The sequence below is a fragment of the Bradyrhizobium cenepequi genome (assembly GCF_020329485.1).
GTDB lineage: Bacteria > Pseudomonadota > Alphaproteobacteria > Rhizobiales > Xanthobacteraceae > Bradyrhizobium > Bradyrhizobium cenepequi.
In genome coordinates this window covers 1-15,006 of the sequence record NZ_JAGKJI010000088.1, presented here as the reverse complement: position 1 = coordinate 15,006, position 15,006 = coordinate 1, and the positions used below count along the sequence as shown (strand labels likewise).

The following is a 15,006-nucleotide window of genomic DNA, read 5'->3' as shown; positions in this document are numbered from 1 at the left end:
ACCATGTTGAGCCAAGAGGCCGAGGTCGGCGTGAAGTGCAAATGGAAGCGTGGGTGTGCCTTGAGCCAACGCTTTACGGCTGGTGTCTTATGGCTGGCATAGTTGTCAACGACCAGATGGAGATCGAGGCCAGGCGGGGTCTGATGATCAATCAGCTTAAGAAAGCGCAGGAACTCTCGGTGCCGATGCCGAGGCATGCAGGTGCCGATAATCTTGCCGTCCAACATGTTGAGCGCCGCGAACAAGGTCGTGGTGCCGTTGCGCTTGTAGTCGTGGGTCATGGTACCGGCGCGGCCCTGCTTCATCGGCAGGCCGGGCTGGGTACGGTCGAGGGCCTGGATTTGGCTCTTTTCATCGACGCAGAGGACCAGCGCCTTGTCCGGCGGATTGAGGTAGAGCCCGACCACGTCCTCCACCTTGGCGGCGAAGTTCTTGTCGCGCGAGACTTTGAAAGTGTCGACCAGATGCGGCTTCAGCCCATGCGCATGCCAGATCCGCTGCACACTGCTGTAGGAGATGCCTGCCGCCTTCGCCATGCTGCGCACGCTCCAATGGGTCGCATTCGGCGGTTTCCCGTGCAGCGTCATGTGCACCACCTGTTTGATCTTTTCGGACGGCAACGGCTTGACGCGAGATGGTCGCGTCGCGTCCTTCAGAAGTCCGTCCACACCTTTCGCCACATAGCGACGGCGCCAGCGGCGGACTGTCAGCAGGCTCTTGCCAGCCATTGCCGCGATCGCCTCCGCCGTCGACCCATCGCTCGCCAGCAGCACGATCCGTGCTCGCCAAACCACCTTCTGCGGCGTGTTCCGGTCCCGGACCAGCCGCTCCAATCGTTCGCGATCGGCTGTGCTGACCGCAATCTGCTCGAGCTTCCTCATCGGCGCAGACTCGCAGGTTTGCGCCAATTTGTGAATCGTCTGTCAGTGACGGAACACTAGCGAGCGAGCGGCTTTGCGGTTGGAGAAGCCGACCACATGGCCAAGCGGATCGCGCGGTTCATCCCAGATCTCGATAACCGGGATTCCGGCCGCTTCGAGCATCCGGCGCGATCGTGGTGTGTGGCCGTCGTAGGTGAGTACAATGACCTCTGGCCGAGAGCAGCGTCAGCGGCTCAAACGGATAGACGCCGCTGTGGGCCTTGTGACTGGACGCCTCGATCCGGTCGATCCGCACTCCCACCATATCGGCCAAGAAAATGGCGTCGAACTTGGCCTCCTCTGCGATCCGCGCAAACTGCACGAAGTCCGCCAGGGACTGGCTGTCGGAGGCTTGCGGGGACCGCCACGCGGCCACGTGATGCCCGGTGAACAGCAGAAAAGCGCCAAGAGACAGCTTCTCCTTGCGACGAGACATGACACGCTCCTGAAGATATCGCTTCCGTTTGGGGTTAAGAGCATCGCGGCGAACGAGGGACGCTGTTCGCGGCTTACAAGTATGACGATCGGTCGCGGCTTTGCGCAGGCGCTTACTCTCCAAGACGCCGCCCGAGCTGGTATCGGAATCTAGGACAACAGTAGCCAGAATGCCGGTCCTTTTCGGGCTGAAAATAGTCCAGCCGCCGCGCCGACGAGGACAATATCAATCGCGCATGAACAAACGACTTCAGGATTTCTGCATCTGCAATACTGCCGCCCACAAGGTTTCAACAGCCTCGTCGCGGAAACCCATGCGATCGACGGCATCCTTCGTGTTACGAAGAGCCGATCGTCCTGAAAGAACGGATGGTTCTGCAAGAGCCGAAAAGGCATGTCGGGCACGTCTACTTCATAGAATCGGGCCTCGTCTCGCTAAGGGTTGTTGCGGCGGGAAGCATGCTCGAAACGGCAGTCATAGGATATCGGGGTGTGGTTAGTGCTTCGTTTTTGTGGGGAGGACATCTTTCGACGCATCAATCTGTGGTGCTCTTTCCCGGAACCGCGCACAGGATCCGTGTCGAGGATTTGCGTCGGTTGATGAAGGAGCGTCCTGAGATCCGAGAGCATCTCTTTGGGTACGTTCAAGCGCTGACATTTCAGTGCGTTCAGACAGGATTGTGCGGGGTTCGGCAAGATCGCGAACAGCGGCTCGCGAGCTGGCTTTGTTTGGCGAGTGATGCTGTTGACGCTCGTGTGCTGCCAGTTATCCATGACTACCTTTCCTCCGTCTTAGGATTGCGCCGCGGCGGCACGGCCTTCGGTGTCTGAGTAGTACTCAGACTCAGGCCGAAGGCTTCTCATGAAATGAGACGGCGAAAGCTTGCTGACGGTTGCGCCCGGAATTGGCTGGGAAAAGTCGTTGGTCATTCGAGAACATTAGCGGAACGTTTAGGTAGAGGCCCAAAATACGCAAATACGTATATTTTTAATTTATACGCGTTCGCGGCTATTTTTAAATATACGTATTTGCGTATATCGACTATATATACGTAATCGCGTATATTAATGCTTGAGGTTCACATGCCGCAGCACATCGCCCGCACCGAAAAACAACTGGGAGCCATTCTACGAAGGGCTCGCAAGCAGGCCGGACTGACACAATCAGATCTCGGAAAAAACATCCATCTGCGTCAGGGAACCGTGTCCCGCCTTGAGGCGGGTGCACCCGCCATTCAACTCCACACCCTCATGGAAGCGCTGGCTGCCCTTGACTTGGAATTGGTGGTTCGCCCGCGAAGTAAAGCGAGTGCGGCCGATATCGAGAGTGCATTCTAATGCCCCGTCCGAAAGCCAACGTTCCGTTGAACGTGTTCGTAAATGGCCGCCTGGTCGGCGTACTCAAGCGCGAGTCCAGCGGCGCCATCGACTTTCGCTACGACGCGCAATGGCTCTCATGGCAGTCGACCTTCCCGATCTCGCTCTCCCTCCCCCTTCGCGAGGACCGCTATATCGGTGCTCCGGTCATCAACGTGTTCGACAATCTGCTGCCGGACAGCGAACCGATACGCAGGCGCGTCGCCGAACATGTCGGCGCGACCGGTACGGATGCCTACAGCATGCTCTCGGCTCTCGGACATGACTGCGTCGGGGCACTCCAATTTCTAGCGGAAGGCATCGATCCGGGACCGGCGGGCAAGATCGAAGATAAGCTCATCAGTGACGATGAAGTCGCGCATATCATTCAAAATCTGGCGGCGGCTCCGCTCGGTCTCGATGAGGACGAAGATTTTCGAATTTCCATCGCCGGTGCGCAGGAAAAGACCGCTTTGCTGCGCCAGGACGGCAAATGGTACAAGCCGGTTGGGACCACCGCCACCACCCATATCCTGAAGCCGCAAATGGGGCGCTTGCCGAACGGCATCGATCTCTCAAACAGCGTCGAGAACGAATTCTTCTGCCTCAAACTCATTTCAGCTCTTGGTATCCCGGCAGCGAACGTCGAGATGACTGACTTTGGAGGCCGCCGGACGCTCGTTGTCGAGCGTTTTGATCGCCGCTGGACAAGCGACAAGCGCTTACTCCGCCTGCCCCAGGAGGATTGCTGCCAAGCGTTGTCGGTACCGCCGACCAGAAAATATCAGTCGGATGGCGGGCCCGGACTAAAAGACATTCTGGAGCTGCTGAAGGGAAGCGATGCACCAACTCAAGATCTCACGATATTGCTCCGTGCGAGCATCGTGTTCTGGCTGATTGGAGCAACTGACGGTCACGCCAAGAATTTCAGCATCTTTCTCAGCCCCGGAGGCCGCTTTCGTCTGACACCGCTTTATGATGTGCTAAGTGCACAACCCAGTCTGGAGGCGAAGCAAATTCAACCCAAGGCATTTAAGCTTGCGATGTCGGTCGGCAAGAGCCGCCACTACACCGTGAATGAAATCCTACCTCGGCACTTCATACAGACGGCCGAGATCTCCGGCGTCGGGCCTGCCGTCGTGCGCTCCATCTTCAAGGATCTCGCAGAAACGTTCGAAACAGCGTTTAACGATGTGCTGAAAGCCCTTCCTAAGGACTTTCCCGAGCAACTAACAAGTTCGATACGGACTGCCGCCCTTCATCGCATCAGCCTCATCAGCGAGGCCTGACATCTCTAGCGCGATCTTGGCGCTGTTCAAAATCCGTCAAGATCATATCGACGCGATCGGCCAGACAAACTTCAAGCTGCCTGCTTGACAGCGTGCATCGACATGGAGTTGGCCATACCGCAGATGATCCGGACCCCCGCTGGGGAGATCGAGAACTTCGTATCTTTCGACGATCGCATCTTCGGATGGCTAGAGCATAAGCTCACCCGGTGCGAGAGTGGCGGGTGCGGTCAAGCCTCTAACCTGCGCGGCCCCGCGCATTGATATTGAAAGTTGGAGCAGCAATGTCACCCTTCGACGAGATCGCGCTCTTTATCGATGGCCCCAACCTCCACGCAACCGCCAAGGCGCTTGGCTTCGACATCGACTACAGGCGCTTGCTCGGGGAGTTTCAGAGCCGCGGCACGCTGCTCCGCGCGTTCTACTACACGGCAATCATCGAGGATCAGGAGTATTCGTCGATCCGGCCGCTGATCGACTGGCTCGACTACAACGGCTACACCGTCGTCACCAAGGCCACGAAAGAGCTCATCGACGCCAGCGGCCGCCGCAAGGTGAAGGGCAACATGGACATCGAGCTCGCGGTCGATGCGATGGAACTCGCCGAGCATATCGACCAGATGGTGCTGTTCTCCGGCGACGGCGATTTCCGCTCGCTGGTCGAGGCCGTGCAGCGGCGCGGCGTCCGGGTGACCGTGGTCTCGACCATCGCGAGCCAACCGCCGATGATCGCCGACGAACTTCGGCGACAGGCGGACGAATTTATCGACCTAGCACTGTTGAAGCCGAAGCTGGGTCGCGATCCGTCCGAACGGTTAGGCCCACGTCAGGTGCCGGCCCGCGATCCAGCCGGCGCGGAATAACGAATGATGATTTTGGGCATTTGCGCGCCCACGCCTGGGATCGACGCGCAGTATCCAAACATGCGCGCGAAATCTGTGACGATCCAAACCCGTGGTAGTTGTAGTGAGGTCAATAATTACCAAATGTGGAAGGCGGGATGTCGAGAGGAGAGACGCCTTGGCATGGTCGACTTTAGGTAGTCGGCAGCGTCGGCATCAAGGGTGCTTCCAGCGCGCAAATGCGTCTGGATACCATCCTGCGATCTTCTGAGGTTACCGTGGTTCACACGACCAACTGACGATCCAAAAGAACTGTAACGCGGTACATCATGGACGAATCCCTGGACCTGGCGGCCCGGGATTCCCGATTTGAAGGACGGGTCACCAGAATGAGCAGATCAGCAGCAAAGAAGATGAAACAGCGCAGTGCTGGCAAATCCGACATCGAGTTGGGCAAGCGGATTCGCCTGCGGCGTGTGGAACAGAAGATCTCCCAGACCGAACTCGGCGACAAGCTCGGCGTCAGCTTCCAGCAGGTCCAGAAGTACGAGAAAGGCGTCAACCGCGTCGGCGCTGCCCGTCTTCAGCAGATCGCCAACGCGCTCGACGTGCCGGTCACCTTCTTCTACGACGGCGACAACAAGGCGCGCGAGGTCGAGAGCCTGCTGTTCCTGGACAGCGCCTTCAGCCTGCGGTTGCTGCGCGCCTACAGCAAGATCAAGGACCAGACCGTGCAACGTCAGCTGGTGTCCTTTATGGAATCGATTGCCGCCAACGAGGACTGAGCGGCGGCGCCAGACAGGTCGCGGCTCCGCGGACGCGCTCGACCAGCCCGAGCGGATCGGCCGGTCGCCGCGCCATGCGGTCTGCTGGTCCGGTCGGGAAACTATCAAAGCGCTGCCATCGTAGATGGCAGTGCCTAAATTAGCGCGCCTGCAGGCACCTCCGAGCGGCACGCTCCAGATCAAGCGACCGCTCGCAAATGCCCTCGTATTCACGTTAATTCGGTTGGGAAGTACCTCAGCCTTCTCGACTGGTGTGGTGCCCGTGAATGACGATCTTGCCACAGTCCGTTTTACTGTTTGTGAATCGGCGTCGGGACTCCACGCCGATACACAGCCAACATCAGGAAGGGCTGCCCATCTCGGCCAACCAACGCGATCTTGCTGGCGGACTTCGCTGGCCTTTTTCGTCATGCAATCCGTTTGTCTCTCTGGAGCGTTGCCCTTACTGTGCCGACAGCGCCCGCCCTTTCGCCCGGTTGCAATTTATCCACGGAGAGCGGCGACCTCGTCATAACGCGACTGCGTCTTTAGCAACCTTGAGCGGTGACGCTTTAACCGATTTGCTAGCCGGCTTGGCCGCGAATTCCATCGGCTCCTTCGTGAAGGGATTAACTCCGCTGCGGGCTTCAGTAGCGGGTTTGTTCACGACCGACATTTTGACGAAGCCGGGAATGACGAACTCACCGGACTGGTTCAACTCCTTGTAGCCAACAGTCGCCAACTGCTCGATGACGGCTTTTACGTCAGCCTTGGAAATCTGCGTTCCTTCAGCAATCGCGTCAATTAGCTGGTTCTTGGTCATCTTGGCCATGATAGATTCCTTTGAGAGGCGCAGAACGATTCAAACGCGTGAACTACGGCGATCCCCTAACGTTTGTTCGAGCACGGCAAAGCCGCACGAATCGCTTCCCGTTCACGCCGACGTCATGAAGCGACGGGCTTAAAACCTATCTGAAGCCGAAACACAAGGATCAGTTGTGCTTCCGTCATCGTTCCCAATTCTTACATCAGGTGGGCTCCAGGGTGCGCACGGCTCCCGACCGGAAAGACGCGATCCCGTCGCAATCAAGCTCCTCGTTCTGATGCTATAAAACTAAGAGCCCGTTGCCTTTTTGGAGTGCTACTCGTCCCCTCGCCTGGCGAGATGATGCGCGCGCCGAGCTCTCAAGAAGTTGCTGTCCGGCGCCTTGAGCCGAGCTAGTACGGCCGACACCTCACTGAGGTTTCGCCTATCCTCGTCCCTGCTTCTTGACGTTGTCGCCGAGCGTCACGAACAGGTCGAGGCCGCGCGCATTGGCCGCTTCGACGGTGGTCTCAAGCAGCGCTAGGGCGCCGCTGCTCTTGACGTTGGAGCGTGTAACTCCGGCATGGATATCGGCGACGAGGCCGAGCCGCAGCGTTTTCATTTCGCAGCTCCTGTTTTGGAATCCTTGGGAGGGAGCTTCGTCACATCGGCAGTGACTAAGGGCAGCGTGTCGCCCGCAGCACGGCGTCCGCCCGCGAGATCATAAGTCTGGATACGTCGACGATCTTGACGCTGTTCGGCCCGGCCCAATTGTATCATCCGGTCATCATTGGGAGCTGCTTGACGCCCCTAGCATAGTTCGGCCGCTGCTCACAATGTTCACGGAGCAGCTTGGAATCGTCGAGCGCCTTCTGATTACCAGGGGCATAACCGGTTAGCTGCGCCACTAACGTCTGGCCGAGAGGACACGTGACGTATTTCATGTATTCCCAAGCGGCTCTCTACTTGGCAGGATCCCTGCTCAGGATCATTGTCACAGCGCCGCGCCATCCGGCAGACGGCCATTCTCCGTTCGTACTAGGAACGGCATCGCGCGCCACCTAAACTCTGGCACCAGCCCGCTCCATGCTACCGACGCCTGAACTCGATTCGACATAGATACTGAGCTTGCCGGCGGTAAAGGGCCTGTCGACCCCTGCGTCCAAGTCATCTCCGGCATTCCCGCGTTGGCGAACGTTTCAAGCATCGGGAGGCAGCGAGGCTTATGTATTTCATAACGAAGACTATGGGAAATCGACTTTATTGCCGTTCTATGATTAGGCCAAGCGCCGCGTCGACGTCCACCTGGGTGGTCCCGCTCGAGGACCTGGTATTTCTTGAAGCATCCAAGACGAAAGATCTCTAAGGGCCATGAACCTGACCTCGCAAGATATAGAATCGGAAGCGCGATACGATCACAATTACCTTGCTCTGCAAATGCCTTCTGGTGGCCCCTGAAATCATTGTCAACGCTCTGGTCCGCGGGGGCGCGCTGCATGTGATACCAGGATCGCGTACTCCCAGCGGCATGCAATATCGGGCCTATGCGGTCGACCGCAGTGACAATCCCGAAATCGCTCGCGCCTTTTGCCGGTTGCTAGTTCGGCTCTGCAAAAAGTCCGCGAGTCCGGAAGCCGCCTAACGTCGCATTAAGAGATCGAAACGTATCAGAAATTCGAAGAATGGATTTGATTGCACGCGCCATCGGCGAAAAAAGGAGGCTATCTACGTAGTGTCGGCAGGAGGCGACGAATGCGCAACGGCTTCCATAGTTCTGATTCAGCAAAGTGCTGCGCGATATGCGGTGGAAAGTTCGGACTGATCCGCTACTACTGCTGGCGGACGGCCCTTTGCTCCAAGAAATGCGTCGGCCGTTTGAAGGCGCGCCGAGAGGCCTACCATAATTGACTTCACTGGTTGCAGTCGGCTTAACGGGTGTCAGCTAGCAGCGATATGGCAGCGTCCTTTGCTCAGGCAACAACTGGAGGCTTCCGGGTAAGCCATATCTAGGAATGTATTCCGGCGAAGCGGGGCTGTAGAATCCTATTAGAAAGGTCACATCTGCATCTTGCAGTAAGGAACGGCGGCGGCGAGTTTGCGCGCCGACCAGATCAACTCACCCTCCTCCCAGCGATCCACGCAGTTGCGGGCGGCGGTGAGAAGGTGCGGCTCGCCCTGCAGGCCTACCGCGCGCCAGACAGCCACCGCTTGGCCGCAGCTTACGAGAACGTCGATGGCGACTCCCATCGTGCGGGTCGACCGGGAGCGCGGTGCTTTTGTTGGCAAGGCGTCGAGCTCGCCGCGGCTGTACGGGTCCTGCTTTCCGTTGAAACTGGCGAAAATTCACGTATAGGATTGCGCAACTCTTGGGGGGAATATGTAATGCGAAACAATCCCAGTGCAGCAGGTATTTCAAGACCGGCGCCAGTACCTCGTTCCGCTTTTTCCAGCGCGCCTATGTTTGCCACGTCAAGCGGTAACGATTAAACTCGCGCTAGTTGTGTTCCGGTCAAGATTCTGCCAACTCTAGAGGGCGGAAGTGTCGACAGACACCTTGGCGCGATCAGACTTAGGTAGTCGGCAGCGTCGGTATGACGGTGCTTCCAGCGCGCAAATGCGTCTGGATACCCGCGACCTGGATTGCCCGTGGTCTTACGACCAACCGACGATCCAGACGAAACATAACGCGGTACATCATGGACGGATCCCTGACCTAGAAGGCAAGGGATTCTCGATTTGAAGGACGGGCCACCAGAATGAACAGATCAGCAGCAAAGAAGGAGAAGCCGCGCAGTGCCGGCAAGCCGGACATCGAGGGGCAAGCGGATTCGCCTGCGGCGTGTGGAGCAGAAGATCTCCCAAGCCGAATTGGCCGATAAGCTCGGCGTCAGCTTCCAGCAGGTCCAGAAGTACGAGAAGGGCGCAAACCGCGTCGGCGCTGCTCGTCTTCAGCAGATCGCCACCGCGCTCGACGTGCCGGTCACCTTCTTCTACGACGGTGACAACACGGCCCGCGAGGTTGAGAGCCTCCTGTTCCTCGAGAGCGCCTTCAGCCTCCGGTTGCTGCGCGCCTACAGTAAGATCAAGGATCAGGCCGTCCAGCGTCAGTTGGTATCGCTGATGGAATCGATCGCCGCCAACGAAGACTGAGCGGCACTCGACGTCGGATCGCGGCGGCGCGGACGCGATAGACCACCCCGAGCGGATCGGCCGGCAGCCGGCGGTCGCGACACATGATCCGCCAGCTGGGCCGGGAGACCATCGAAGCGCTACCATCGTGGGTGGCGGCGCCTTTTTCTTATCTGAGCACGACGTCGCCATTCATTGCGGTGCGCGCCCGTGAACATCCCGACGACCAACTCATACGGCAGCTCAAGTAAGCATGCGAAGCCGCCGCGACCGAGCGCGGCCTTTCAAAAAATTGATTGCCGCCGAACTGGCGCGCATCGAGGCTCACCTTGTGAATACGCCACACGGGCCAAAGCGCGAGGAGCTTGATTGCAAACTGCGTCGGCTCAGGACCGCGTTCAACATCGATAATTGGGCGTGTGCGACCGACTTGAAGCCTTCCGAGTAGGCGACCGCCACCGAACCGCGTAACGTCTGACAAACTTTGCTTCAGATCGGGGCGGCTAGGCTCCATTTTTTTTGCTACCAACCCTTGCTCCCGAAAAACCCTGTCCTATTTCAGCTGCGCTGGCACTCGCGGGCGTCGACTGCTAGCAATTTGAAACCGTTGACTCGTGCAAATACTTAGGAGGGCTGCATGAATTTCCGTCCGCTTCATGACCGCGTTGTGGTCAAGCGCATCGACGCAGAGGAGAAGACCGCTGGCGGCATCATCATTCCAGACACTGCCAAGGAAAAGCCCTCGCAGGGCGAAGTCGTCGCTGTCGGCCCGGGCGGCCGCGACGAGGCCGGCAAGCTGATCCCGATCGACCTCAAGGTCGGCGATCGCGTCCTGTTCGGCAAGTGGTCCGGCACCGAGGTCAAGATCGACGGCCAGGAGCTGCTGATCATGAAGGAGAGCGACATCATGGGCGTTCTCACCGACGTGTCTTCCAACAAGAAGGCCGCCTAATCCACCGCTCGCACCACTCACCCCTGAGGAGCGCTTGCTGGGCGCCCCGCCAAGGGTGAGATGAGACCAAGACAATTCAGGGAAACCAATATGTCAGCAAAAGAAGTCAAATTCGGCGTCGAGGCGCGCGACAAGATGCTGCGCGGCGTCGACATCCTCGCCAATGCGGTGAAGGTCACCCTCGGCCCGAAGGGCCGCAACGTCGTGCTCGACAAGTCGTTCGGCGCTCCCCGCATCACCAAGGACGGCGTCACCGTCGCCAAGGAGATCGAGCTCGAGGACAAGTTCGAGAACATGGGCGCGCAGATGGTGCGCGAAGTCGCTTCCAAGTCCGCTGACGCGGCCGGCGACGGCACCACCACTGCGACCGTGCTGGCGGCAGCGATCGTGAAGGAAGGCGCCAAGGCGGTCGCCGCCGGCATGAACCCGATGGATCTGAAGCGCGGCATCGACCTCGCCGTCGAGGCTGTGGTTGCGGACCTGCAGAAGAACTCCAAGAAGGTCACCTCCAACGACGAGATCGCCCAGGTCGGCACCATCTCCGCCAACGGCGACGCCGAGATCGGCAAGTTCCTCTCCGACGCCATGAAGAAGGTCGGCAACGAGGGTGTCATCACGGTCGAGGAAGCCAAGTCGCTGGAGACCGAGCTCGACGTCGTCGAGGGCATGCAGTTCGACCGCGGCTACATCTCGCCCTACTTCGTCACCAACGCCGACAAGATGCGCGTTGAGATGGAAGACGCCTACGTCCTGATCAACGAGAAGAAGCTCTCCTCGCTGAACGAGCTGCTCCCGCTGCTCGAAGCCGTGGTGCAGAGCGGCAAGCCGCTGGTCATCATCGCGGAAGACGTTGAAGGCGAAGCCCTCGCCACCCTCGTCGTCAACCGTCTGCGTGGTGGCCTGAAGGTTGCGGCCGTCAAGGCTCCGGGCTTCGGCGATCGCCGCAAGGCCATGCTGCAGGACATCGCGATCCTGACCGGTGGCCAGGCGATCTCGGAAGACCTCGGCATCAAGCTCGAGAACGTCACGCTGCAGATGCTCGGCCGCGCCAAGAAGGTGATCATCGACAAGGAGAACACCACGATCGTCAACGGCGCCGGCAAGAAGGCCGACATCGAGGCGCGCGTGGCGCAGATCAAGGCGCAGATCGAGGAGACCACCTCGGACTACGACCGTGAGAAGCTGCAGGAGCGTCTGGCCAAGCTCGCGGGCGGCGTCGCGGTGATCCGCGTCGGCGGCGCGACCGAGATCGAGGTGAGGGAGCGCAGGGATCGCGTTGATGACGCGATGCATGCGACCCGTGCGGCGGTCGAGGAAGGCATCCTGCCGGGCGGCGGCGTCGCCCTGCTCCGTGCCTCCGAGCAGCTCAAGGGCCTGCGCACCAAGAACGACGACCAGAAGACCGGCGTTGAGATCGTGCGCAAGGCGCTGTCGGCTCCGGCCCGCCAGATCGCGATCAACGCCGGTGAGGACGGCTCGGTCGTGGTTGGCAAAGTCCTGGAGAAGGATCAGTATTCTTACGGCTTCGACTCGCAGACCGGCGAGTACGGCAACCTCGTCACCAAGGGCATCATCGACCCGACCAAGGTCGTGCGCACCGCGATCCAGAACGCCTCCTCCGTGGCGGCGCTGCTGATCACCACCGAGGCCATGGTCGCCGAGTTGCCGAAGAAGGCCGCCGCTGGCCCCGCGATGCCTCCGGGCGGCGGCATGGGTGGCATGGACTTCTGATCCAGCCGCGTCACGCGAACCACGAATGCGAAAATCCCGGCAGCAATGCCGGGGTTTTTCTACTTGGGGCGCTTACAACGTGTCGCTTTGGCTGTTAGGCTGCCGGATTCGCTGTCCGCTCGACTGCACCGAGAACGGTCAACGCGGCGTCAGGAAGGCACCTCGCTGATTAGTGCAGGAAGTGTCGCGCTCCCGTGTGAAGCATCACTATACCGTGCTGGTCAGCCGCCGCTGTTATCTCTGGATCACGTTTCGATCCGCCGGGCTGTATGACGTGGGTTACGCGGGCGCCCGCTGCGCGGTCGATGTTGTCTCGGAATGGCATCGCCGCGTCGGACGCAAGACAGAGCGTACGTTTCCTATAGATCCACGACGCTCGCTCTTCTCGGCTGAGCGGCGCGAAGCCAGCTATCAGTTGATCTGCAACCGCTGCCCGCTCTTCCGCAACGAGCGTATCAAAGCGCAGAAACAGATCGACCAAATTCATTTTGTCGATGCAGCTTCGCCTCGGCAGGAATTGCAGGTGCAGAACCTTTGGATGGTCGTAGAGTAGATACGTTTCGGCTTTCTCACACGCAATCCTCGTTGCTGCGATCCGCGACTGTTGTCCGGCGCCGATCCCAGTGGTGTGGTCAGCCGTAGCGATCACAACCGAATTGGATTGGGTATGCTTGGCTACAATCATGCCAGCAGTAGCCCCTTGGCTGCACTCTTGTCGAGGGACGAGTTCGAGGTCACAACGTGGTCCCTTGAGAGATCCGGAACTTCGGACGTGTCGCAATCCTGAACAAGAGTTAGACCGAATTCGTCCCTCGTTTCAACGCCCTTCGGTTCGTAGCTAGGGTCAATGGCAAGGACGAGAAAGCGTCCATTGCGCTTGCCGCGCAGGATCGACAGCGTATCAGAGTCATAATCGGGAGCTATCACGCCATCGGAAGCCACATCCTTTATAACAAGGGCGGTCGCAACATCGACCGGATCGCTCACTGCGATGAATCCCCGTACGATGCAATGCGATCAGCCTGGCGCGCGCGAATGTAGGCGACTGCCAGCGGCGGGTGCGAGCGCCTCGGTCAATCCGGATCACATCGAACGCGTCCTGCGAAGTCCTACCCGGATCGAAGGAGCGGCCAACAATCTTCGCGGCGCGCTGTTCGAAATCATCGTCGGCTCGCTCGTCAAGGACGTCGAGGGCGGGTACCTGCGGTCGGGCGAAAAATGGAAGGACTACGATACAGGCCGGACAGCAGAAACCGACGTGCTCCTGGATAGACCTGATGACAAAGGCCCTCTGGTAGTCGAATGCAAGGCGAAGATACCCGGCGCGCGCGTCAACCTCAATGAGGTGAAGAAATGGCGTGACGACCGCGTGCCGCTGCTACACAAGATCTTCAAGACAGATGGGCGCTTGTCTGGAAAGCATGTGACTTTCGAGCTATGGACAAACGGCCCGATCGGGGCCGACGCCCTGGACTGGCTCAACGCCTATCCAGTCGCGAAGGATTACAGCGTCGGCTGGAAAGACGGCGACGCCCTGAAGCCTTATGTCGAGAAGGCATCATCAGCCGCCATCCGGCGTGCAATGAGCGATCACTACTTTCATCACCCGCTTGCCAAAATCGCTGCTCAAGTTGCCCGAGAATCTGCGCCCGCATAAGCAAGCTCAGCCCTAAGGTCGGTGGAGAGAACGGCCGCGCGTCACATCGGCAACGCGCTACGCGATTGCGTCAATGTAAGGTCCGGCCAGCAGGCGCGCCCTCGTATTAAGCGAACTCGGCGATATCTTCCGTGGTCAGGTTGAGAAGCATATGACGACCTGCTTCCATCCATTCTTACGTTCCGAACCGGCGGCGGCTGCGAGGTACATCCGCGCGGCGCTGACCACGAGGAAAGAGTCGCCTACATCGCGGAAAACTTGACCGGCAATCCCGGCCGGTCGTCCGCTCTCGAACCGGTAGACGGCTTGATGCCGCATGATGTCAATTACGGCGTCACGCGCGTCGACGAGAGGCACCTGTGCGACTTCGGCGAGGAAGCGAGTCATGAGAACCGGCATGTCGAATGCGGTCTCGCTGCGCGCTTCGTAGCGTTCAATGAACTCTCTGCAGTCAGACGCTGCTTGCGCCTCCTCTTCTTGAGATAACGAGGTTATCCCTCATGACGAGCCGCTAGTCAGGCTCGATGGAGGTGAGCGATGCCGTTTTTCAGTTAAAAGCCTCGCCAACGGTGTCCGATAGGGTGTTCGGGAGGCTATGTGTTCGTCAGACGCTTGGTGCGCTGTTCCATGTGCGTGCCGAACCAGAAATACCCTTGCTATTCCTGCAACAACACGCGCTTTGTCTATCAGACCGTGCAGGAGCGGTGCTCCTACTACTGATCCGGCGGATATATCAACTAGGCATCGGCCCCTGGGACTGCCCGAGCAGCGCCCGCATTCTGCAGTAGCGGCGGAAATCGTTCGAACCATCGCTAAAATACAAGGCCTTCTAGGGTCTGTTGGGATTCAGGATTCTCATCCGGGCTCGGTTGTGATTCAAGCTATGGATGGACCGATTCGTTTTGACTGATGCCCAATGGGCGAAGATGGAGCCGCTTTGTCTTGGCAAGCCAAGCGATCCCGGCCGCAGTGGCAAGGACAACCGACGGTTTGTCGAGGCCGTGCTGTGGATCGCGCGAACCGGCAGTCCCTGGCGGGATCTGCCGCCCTCGTTCGGCCACTGGAACAGTGTCTTCACGCGCTTCCGCGACTGGGTGAAGGCGGATATCTGGAAGCGGCTGTTCGA

General features: G+C 59.1%; 15 protein-coding genes and 3 pseudogenes. 10 read left to right on the top strand and 8 right to left on the bottom strand.

All coding sequences use genetic code 11. From position 1 onward, the window contains the following. From J6497_RS39035 to J6497_RS39020, 3 genes and pseudogenes are all read right to left on the bottom strand, one after another. Positions 1-881: IS630 family transposase (locus J6497_RS39035; protein WP_225709478.1), on the bottom strand; the 881-nt coding region annotated here is incomplete at its 3' end. Positions 882-1,077: 196 nt separating this feature from the next. Next, positions 1,078-1,356 (bottom strand): annotated as a pseudogene (locus J6497_RS39025) (nitrilotriacetate monooxygenase); the annotation flags it as partial. 434 nt (positions 1,357-1,790) lie between these two features. Next, positions 1,791-2,129 carry a hypothetical protein gene (locus J6497_RS39020; protein WP_225709477.1) on the bottom strand — a complete coding sequence of 113 codons (339 nt, stop codon included), beginning with the start codon at positions 2,127-2,129 and terminating at the stop codon, positions 1,791-1,793. A 309-nt stretch (positions 2,130-2,438) separates the two neighbouring features. On the opposite strand from J6497_RS39020, the gene J6497_RS39015 reads away from it, so the two are divergent. The 4 genes from J6497_RS39015 (at position 2,439) to J6497_RS39000 (ending at position 5,627) form a co-directional block, all read left to right on the top strand. Further along, on the top strand, positions 2,439-2,693 hold the full coding sequence (locus J6497_RS39015; RefSeq protein ID WP_225709476.1) for a helix-turn-helix domain-containing protein: 255 nt from the start codon (positions 2,439-2,441) through the stop codon (positions 2,691-2,693). Further along, positions 2,693-4,000 carry a type II toxin-antitoxin system HipA family toxin gene (locus J6497_RS39010; RefSeq protein ID WP_225709475.1) on the top strand — a complete coding sequence of 436 codons (1,308 nt, stop codon included), beginning with the start codon at positions 2,693-2,695 and terminating at the stop codon, positions 3,998-4,000. The genes J6497_RS39015 and J6497_RS39010 overlap by 1 nt, the downstream gene beginning before the upstream one ends. A 284-nt stretch (positions 4,001-4,284) precedes the next feature. Beyond that, on the top strand, positions 4,285-4,863 hold the full coding sequence (locus J6497_RS39005) for a LabA-like NYN domain-containing protein (protein WP_225709474.1): 579 nt from the start codon (positions 4,285-4,287) through the stop codon (positions 4,861-4,863). Between the two features lie 368 nt (positions 4,864-5,231). Continuing rightward, on the top strand, positions 5,232-5,627 hold the full coding sequence (locus J6497_RS39000; protein ID WP_225709167.1) for a helix-turn-helix domain-containing protein: 396 nt from the start codon (positions 5,232-5,234) through the stop codon (positions 5,625-5,627). Positions 5,628-6,135: 508 nt separating this feature from the next. On the opposite strand, the gene J6497_RS38995 is transcribed toward J6497_RS39000, so the two are convergent. The 3 genes from J6497_RS38995 to J6497_RS38980 form a co-directional block, all read right to left on the bottom strand. Beyond that, positions 6,136-6,438 (bottom strand): HU family DNA-binding protein, encoded by a 303-nt coding sequence (locus J6497_RS38995; RefSeq protein ID WP_225709473.1) that lies wholly within the window; start codon positions 6,436-6,438, stop codon positions 6,136-6,138. A gap of 418 nt (positions 6,439-6,856) precedes the next feature. After that, positions 6,857-7,033, bottom strand: coding sequence for a hypothetical protein (locus J6497_RS38990; protein WP_225709472.1), 177 nt, complete (start codon positions 7,031-7,033; stop codon positions 6,857-6,859). A 1,433-nt stretch (positions 7,034-8,466) separates the two neighbouring features. Then, on the bottom strand, positions 8,467-8,658 hold the full coding sequence (locus J6497_RS38980; protein ID WP_225709471.1) for a hypothetical protein: 192 nt from the start codon (positions 8,656-8,658) through the stop codon (positions 8,467-8,469). Positions 8,659-9,167: 509 nt separating this feature from the next. Here J6497_RS38980 and J6497_RS38975 point away from each other — a divergent pair. The 4 genes and pseudogenes from J6497_RS38975 (at position 9,168) to J6497_RS38960 (ending at position 12,776) form a co-directional block, all read left to right on the top strand. Beyond that, positions 9,168-9,561 (top strand): annotated as a pseudogene (locus J6497_RS38975) (helix-turn-helix domain-containing protein). Positions 9,562-10,177: 616 nt separating this feature from the next. Then, the gene (groES, locus tag J6497_RS38970; protein WP_225709470.1) at positions 10,178-10,492 is read left to right on the top strand and encodes a co-chaperone GroES; all 315 of its coding nucleotides are present in this window, start codon (positions 10,178-10,180) and stop codon (positions 10,490-10,492) included. A gap of 90 nt (positions 10,493-10,582) precedes the next feature. Continuing rightward, the gene (groL, locus tag J6497_RS38965) at positions 10,583-12,223 is read left to right on the top strand and encodes a chaperonin GroEL (protein WP_225709469.1); all 1,641 of its coding nucleotides are present in this window, start codon (positions 10,583-10,585) and stop codon (positions 12,221-12,223) included. 196 nt (positions 12,224-12,419) lie between these two features. Then, the gene (locus tag J6497_RS38960) at positions 12,420-12,776 is read left to right on the top strand and encodes a hypothetical protein (RefSeq protein WP_225709479.1); all 357 of its coding nucleotides are present in this window, start codon (positions 12,420-12,422) and stop codon (positions 12,774-12,776) included. A gap of 72 nt (positions 12,777-12,848) precedes the next feature. Here the strand turns inward: J6497_RS38960 and J6497_RS38955 are convergent. Continuing rightward, positions 12,849-13,165, bottom strand: a pseudogene (locus tag J6497_RS38955) (hypothetical protein); the annotation flags it as partial. Positions 13,166-13,214: 49 nt separating this feature from the next. Here J6497_RS38955 and J6497_RS38950 point away from each other — a divergent pair. Continuing rightward, entirely contained in the window at positions 13,215-13,880 is a 666-nt protein-coding gene (locus J6497_RS38950) for a hypothetical protein (RefSeq protein WP_225709468.1), read from the top strand. Between the two features lie 135 nt (positions 13,881-14,015). On the opposite strand, the gene J6497_RS38945 is transcribed toward J6497_RS38950, so the two are convergent. After that, on the bottom strand, positions 14,016-14,279 hold the full coding sequence (locus J6497_RS38945; RefSeq protein WP_225709467.1) for a hypothetical protein: 264 nt from the start codon (positions 14,277-14,279) through the stop codon (positions 14,016-14,018). Between the two features lie 488 nt (positions 14,280-14,767). Here J6497_RS38945 and J6497_RS38940 point away from each other — a divergent pair. Beyond that, positions 14,768-15,006 (top strand): transposase (locus J6497_RS38940; RefSeq protein ID WP_225704199.1); only part of this gene is annotated, 239 nt, incomplete at its 3' end.

Coding starts and splice junctions, on each gene's coding strand:
- J6497_RS38945 (WP_225709467.1), bottom strand. CDS start 14,279: ATGCCGGTTCTCATGACTCGCTTCCTCGCCGAAGTCGCACAGGTGCCT.
- J6497_RS39015 (WP_225709476.1), top strand. CDS start 2,439: ATGCCGCAGCACATCGCCCGCACCGAAAAACAACTGGGAGCCATTCTA.
- groL (WP_225709469.1), top strand. CDS start 10,583: ATGTCAGCAAAAGAAGTCAAATTCGGCGTCGAGGCGCGCGACAAGATG.
- J6497_RS39005 (WP_225709474.1), top strand. CDS start 4,285: ATGTCACCCTTCGACGAGATCGCGCTCTTTATCGATGGCCCCAACCTC.
- J6497_RS39020 (WP_225709477.1), bottom strand. CDS start 2,129: ATGGATAACTGGCAGCACACGAGCGTCAACAGCATCACTCGCCAAACA.
- J6497_RS38980 (WP_225709471.1), bottom strand. CDS start 8,658: ATGGGAGTCGCCATCGACGTTCTCGTAAGCTGCGGCCAAGCGGTGGCT.
- groES (WP_225709470.1), top strand. CDS start 10,178: ATGAATTTCCGTCCGCTTCATGACCGCGTTGTGGTCAAGCGCATCGAC.
- J6497_RS38990 (WP_225709472.1), bottom strand. CDS start 7,033: ATGAAAACGCTGCGGCTCGGCCTCGTCGCCGATATCCATGCCGGAGTT.
- J6497_RS38950 (WP_225709468.1), top strand. CDS start 13,215: ATGAATCCCCGTACGATGCAATGCGATCAGCCTGGCGCGCGCGAATGT.
- J6497_RS39010 (WP_225709475.1), top strand. CDS start 2,693: ATGCCCCGTCCGAAAGCCAACGTTCCGTTGAACGTGTTCGTAAATGGC.
- J6497_RS38995 (WP_225709473.1), bottom strand. CDS start 6,438: ATGGCCAAGATGACCAAGAACCAGCTAATTGACGCGATTGCTGAAGGA.
- J6497_RS39000 (WP_225709167.1), top strand. CDS start 5,232: ATGAGCAGATCAGCAGCAAAGAAGATGAAACAGCGCAGTGCTGGCAAA.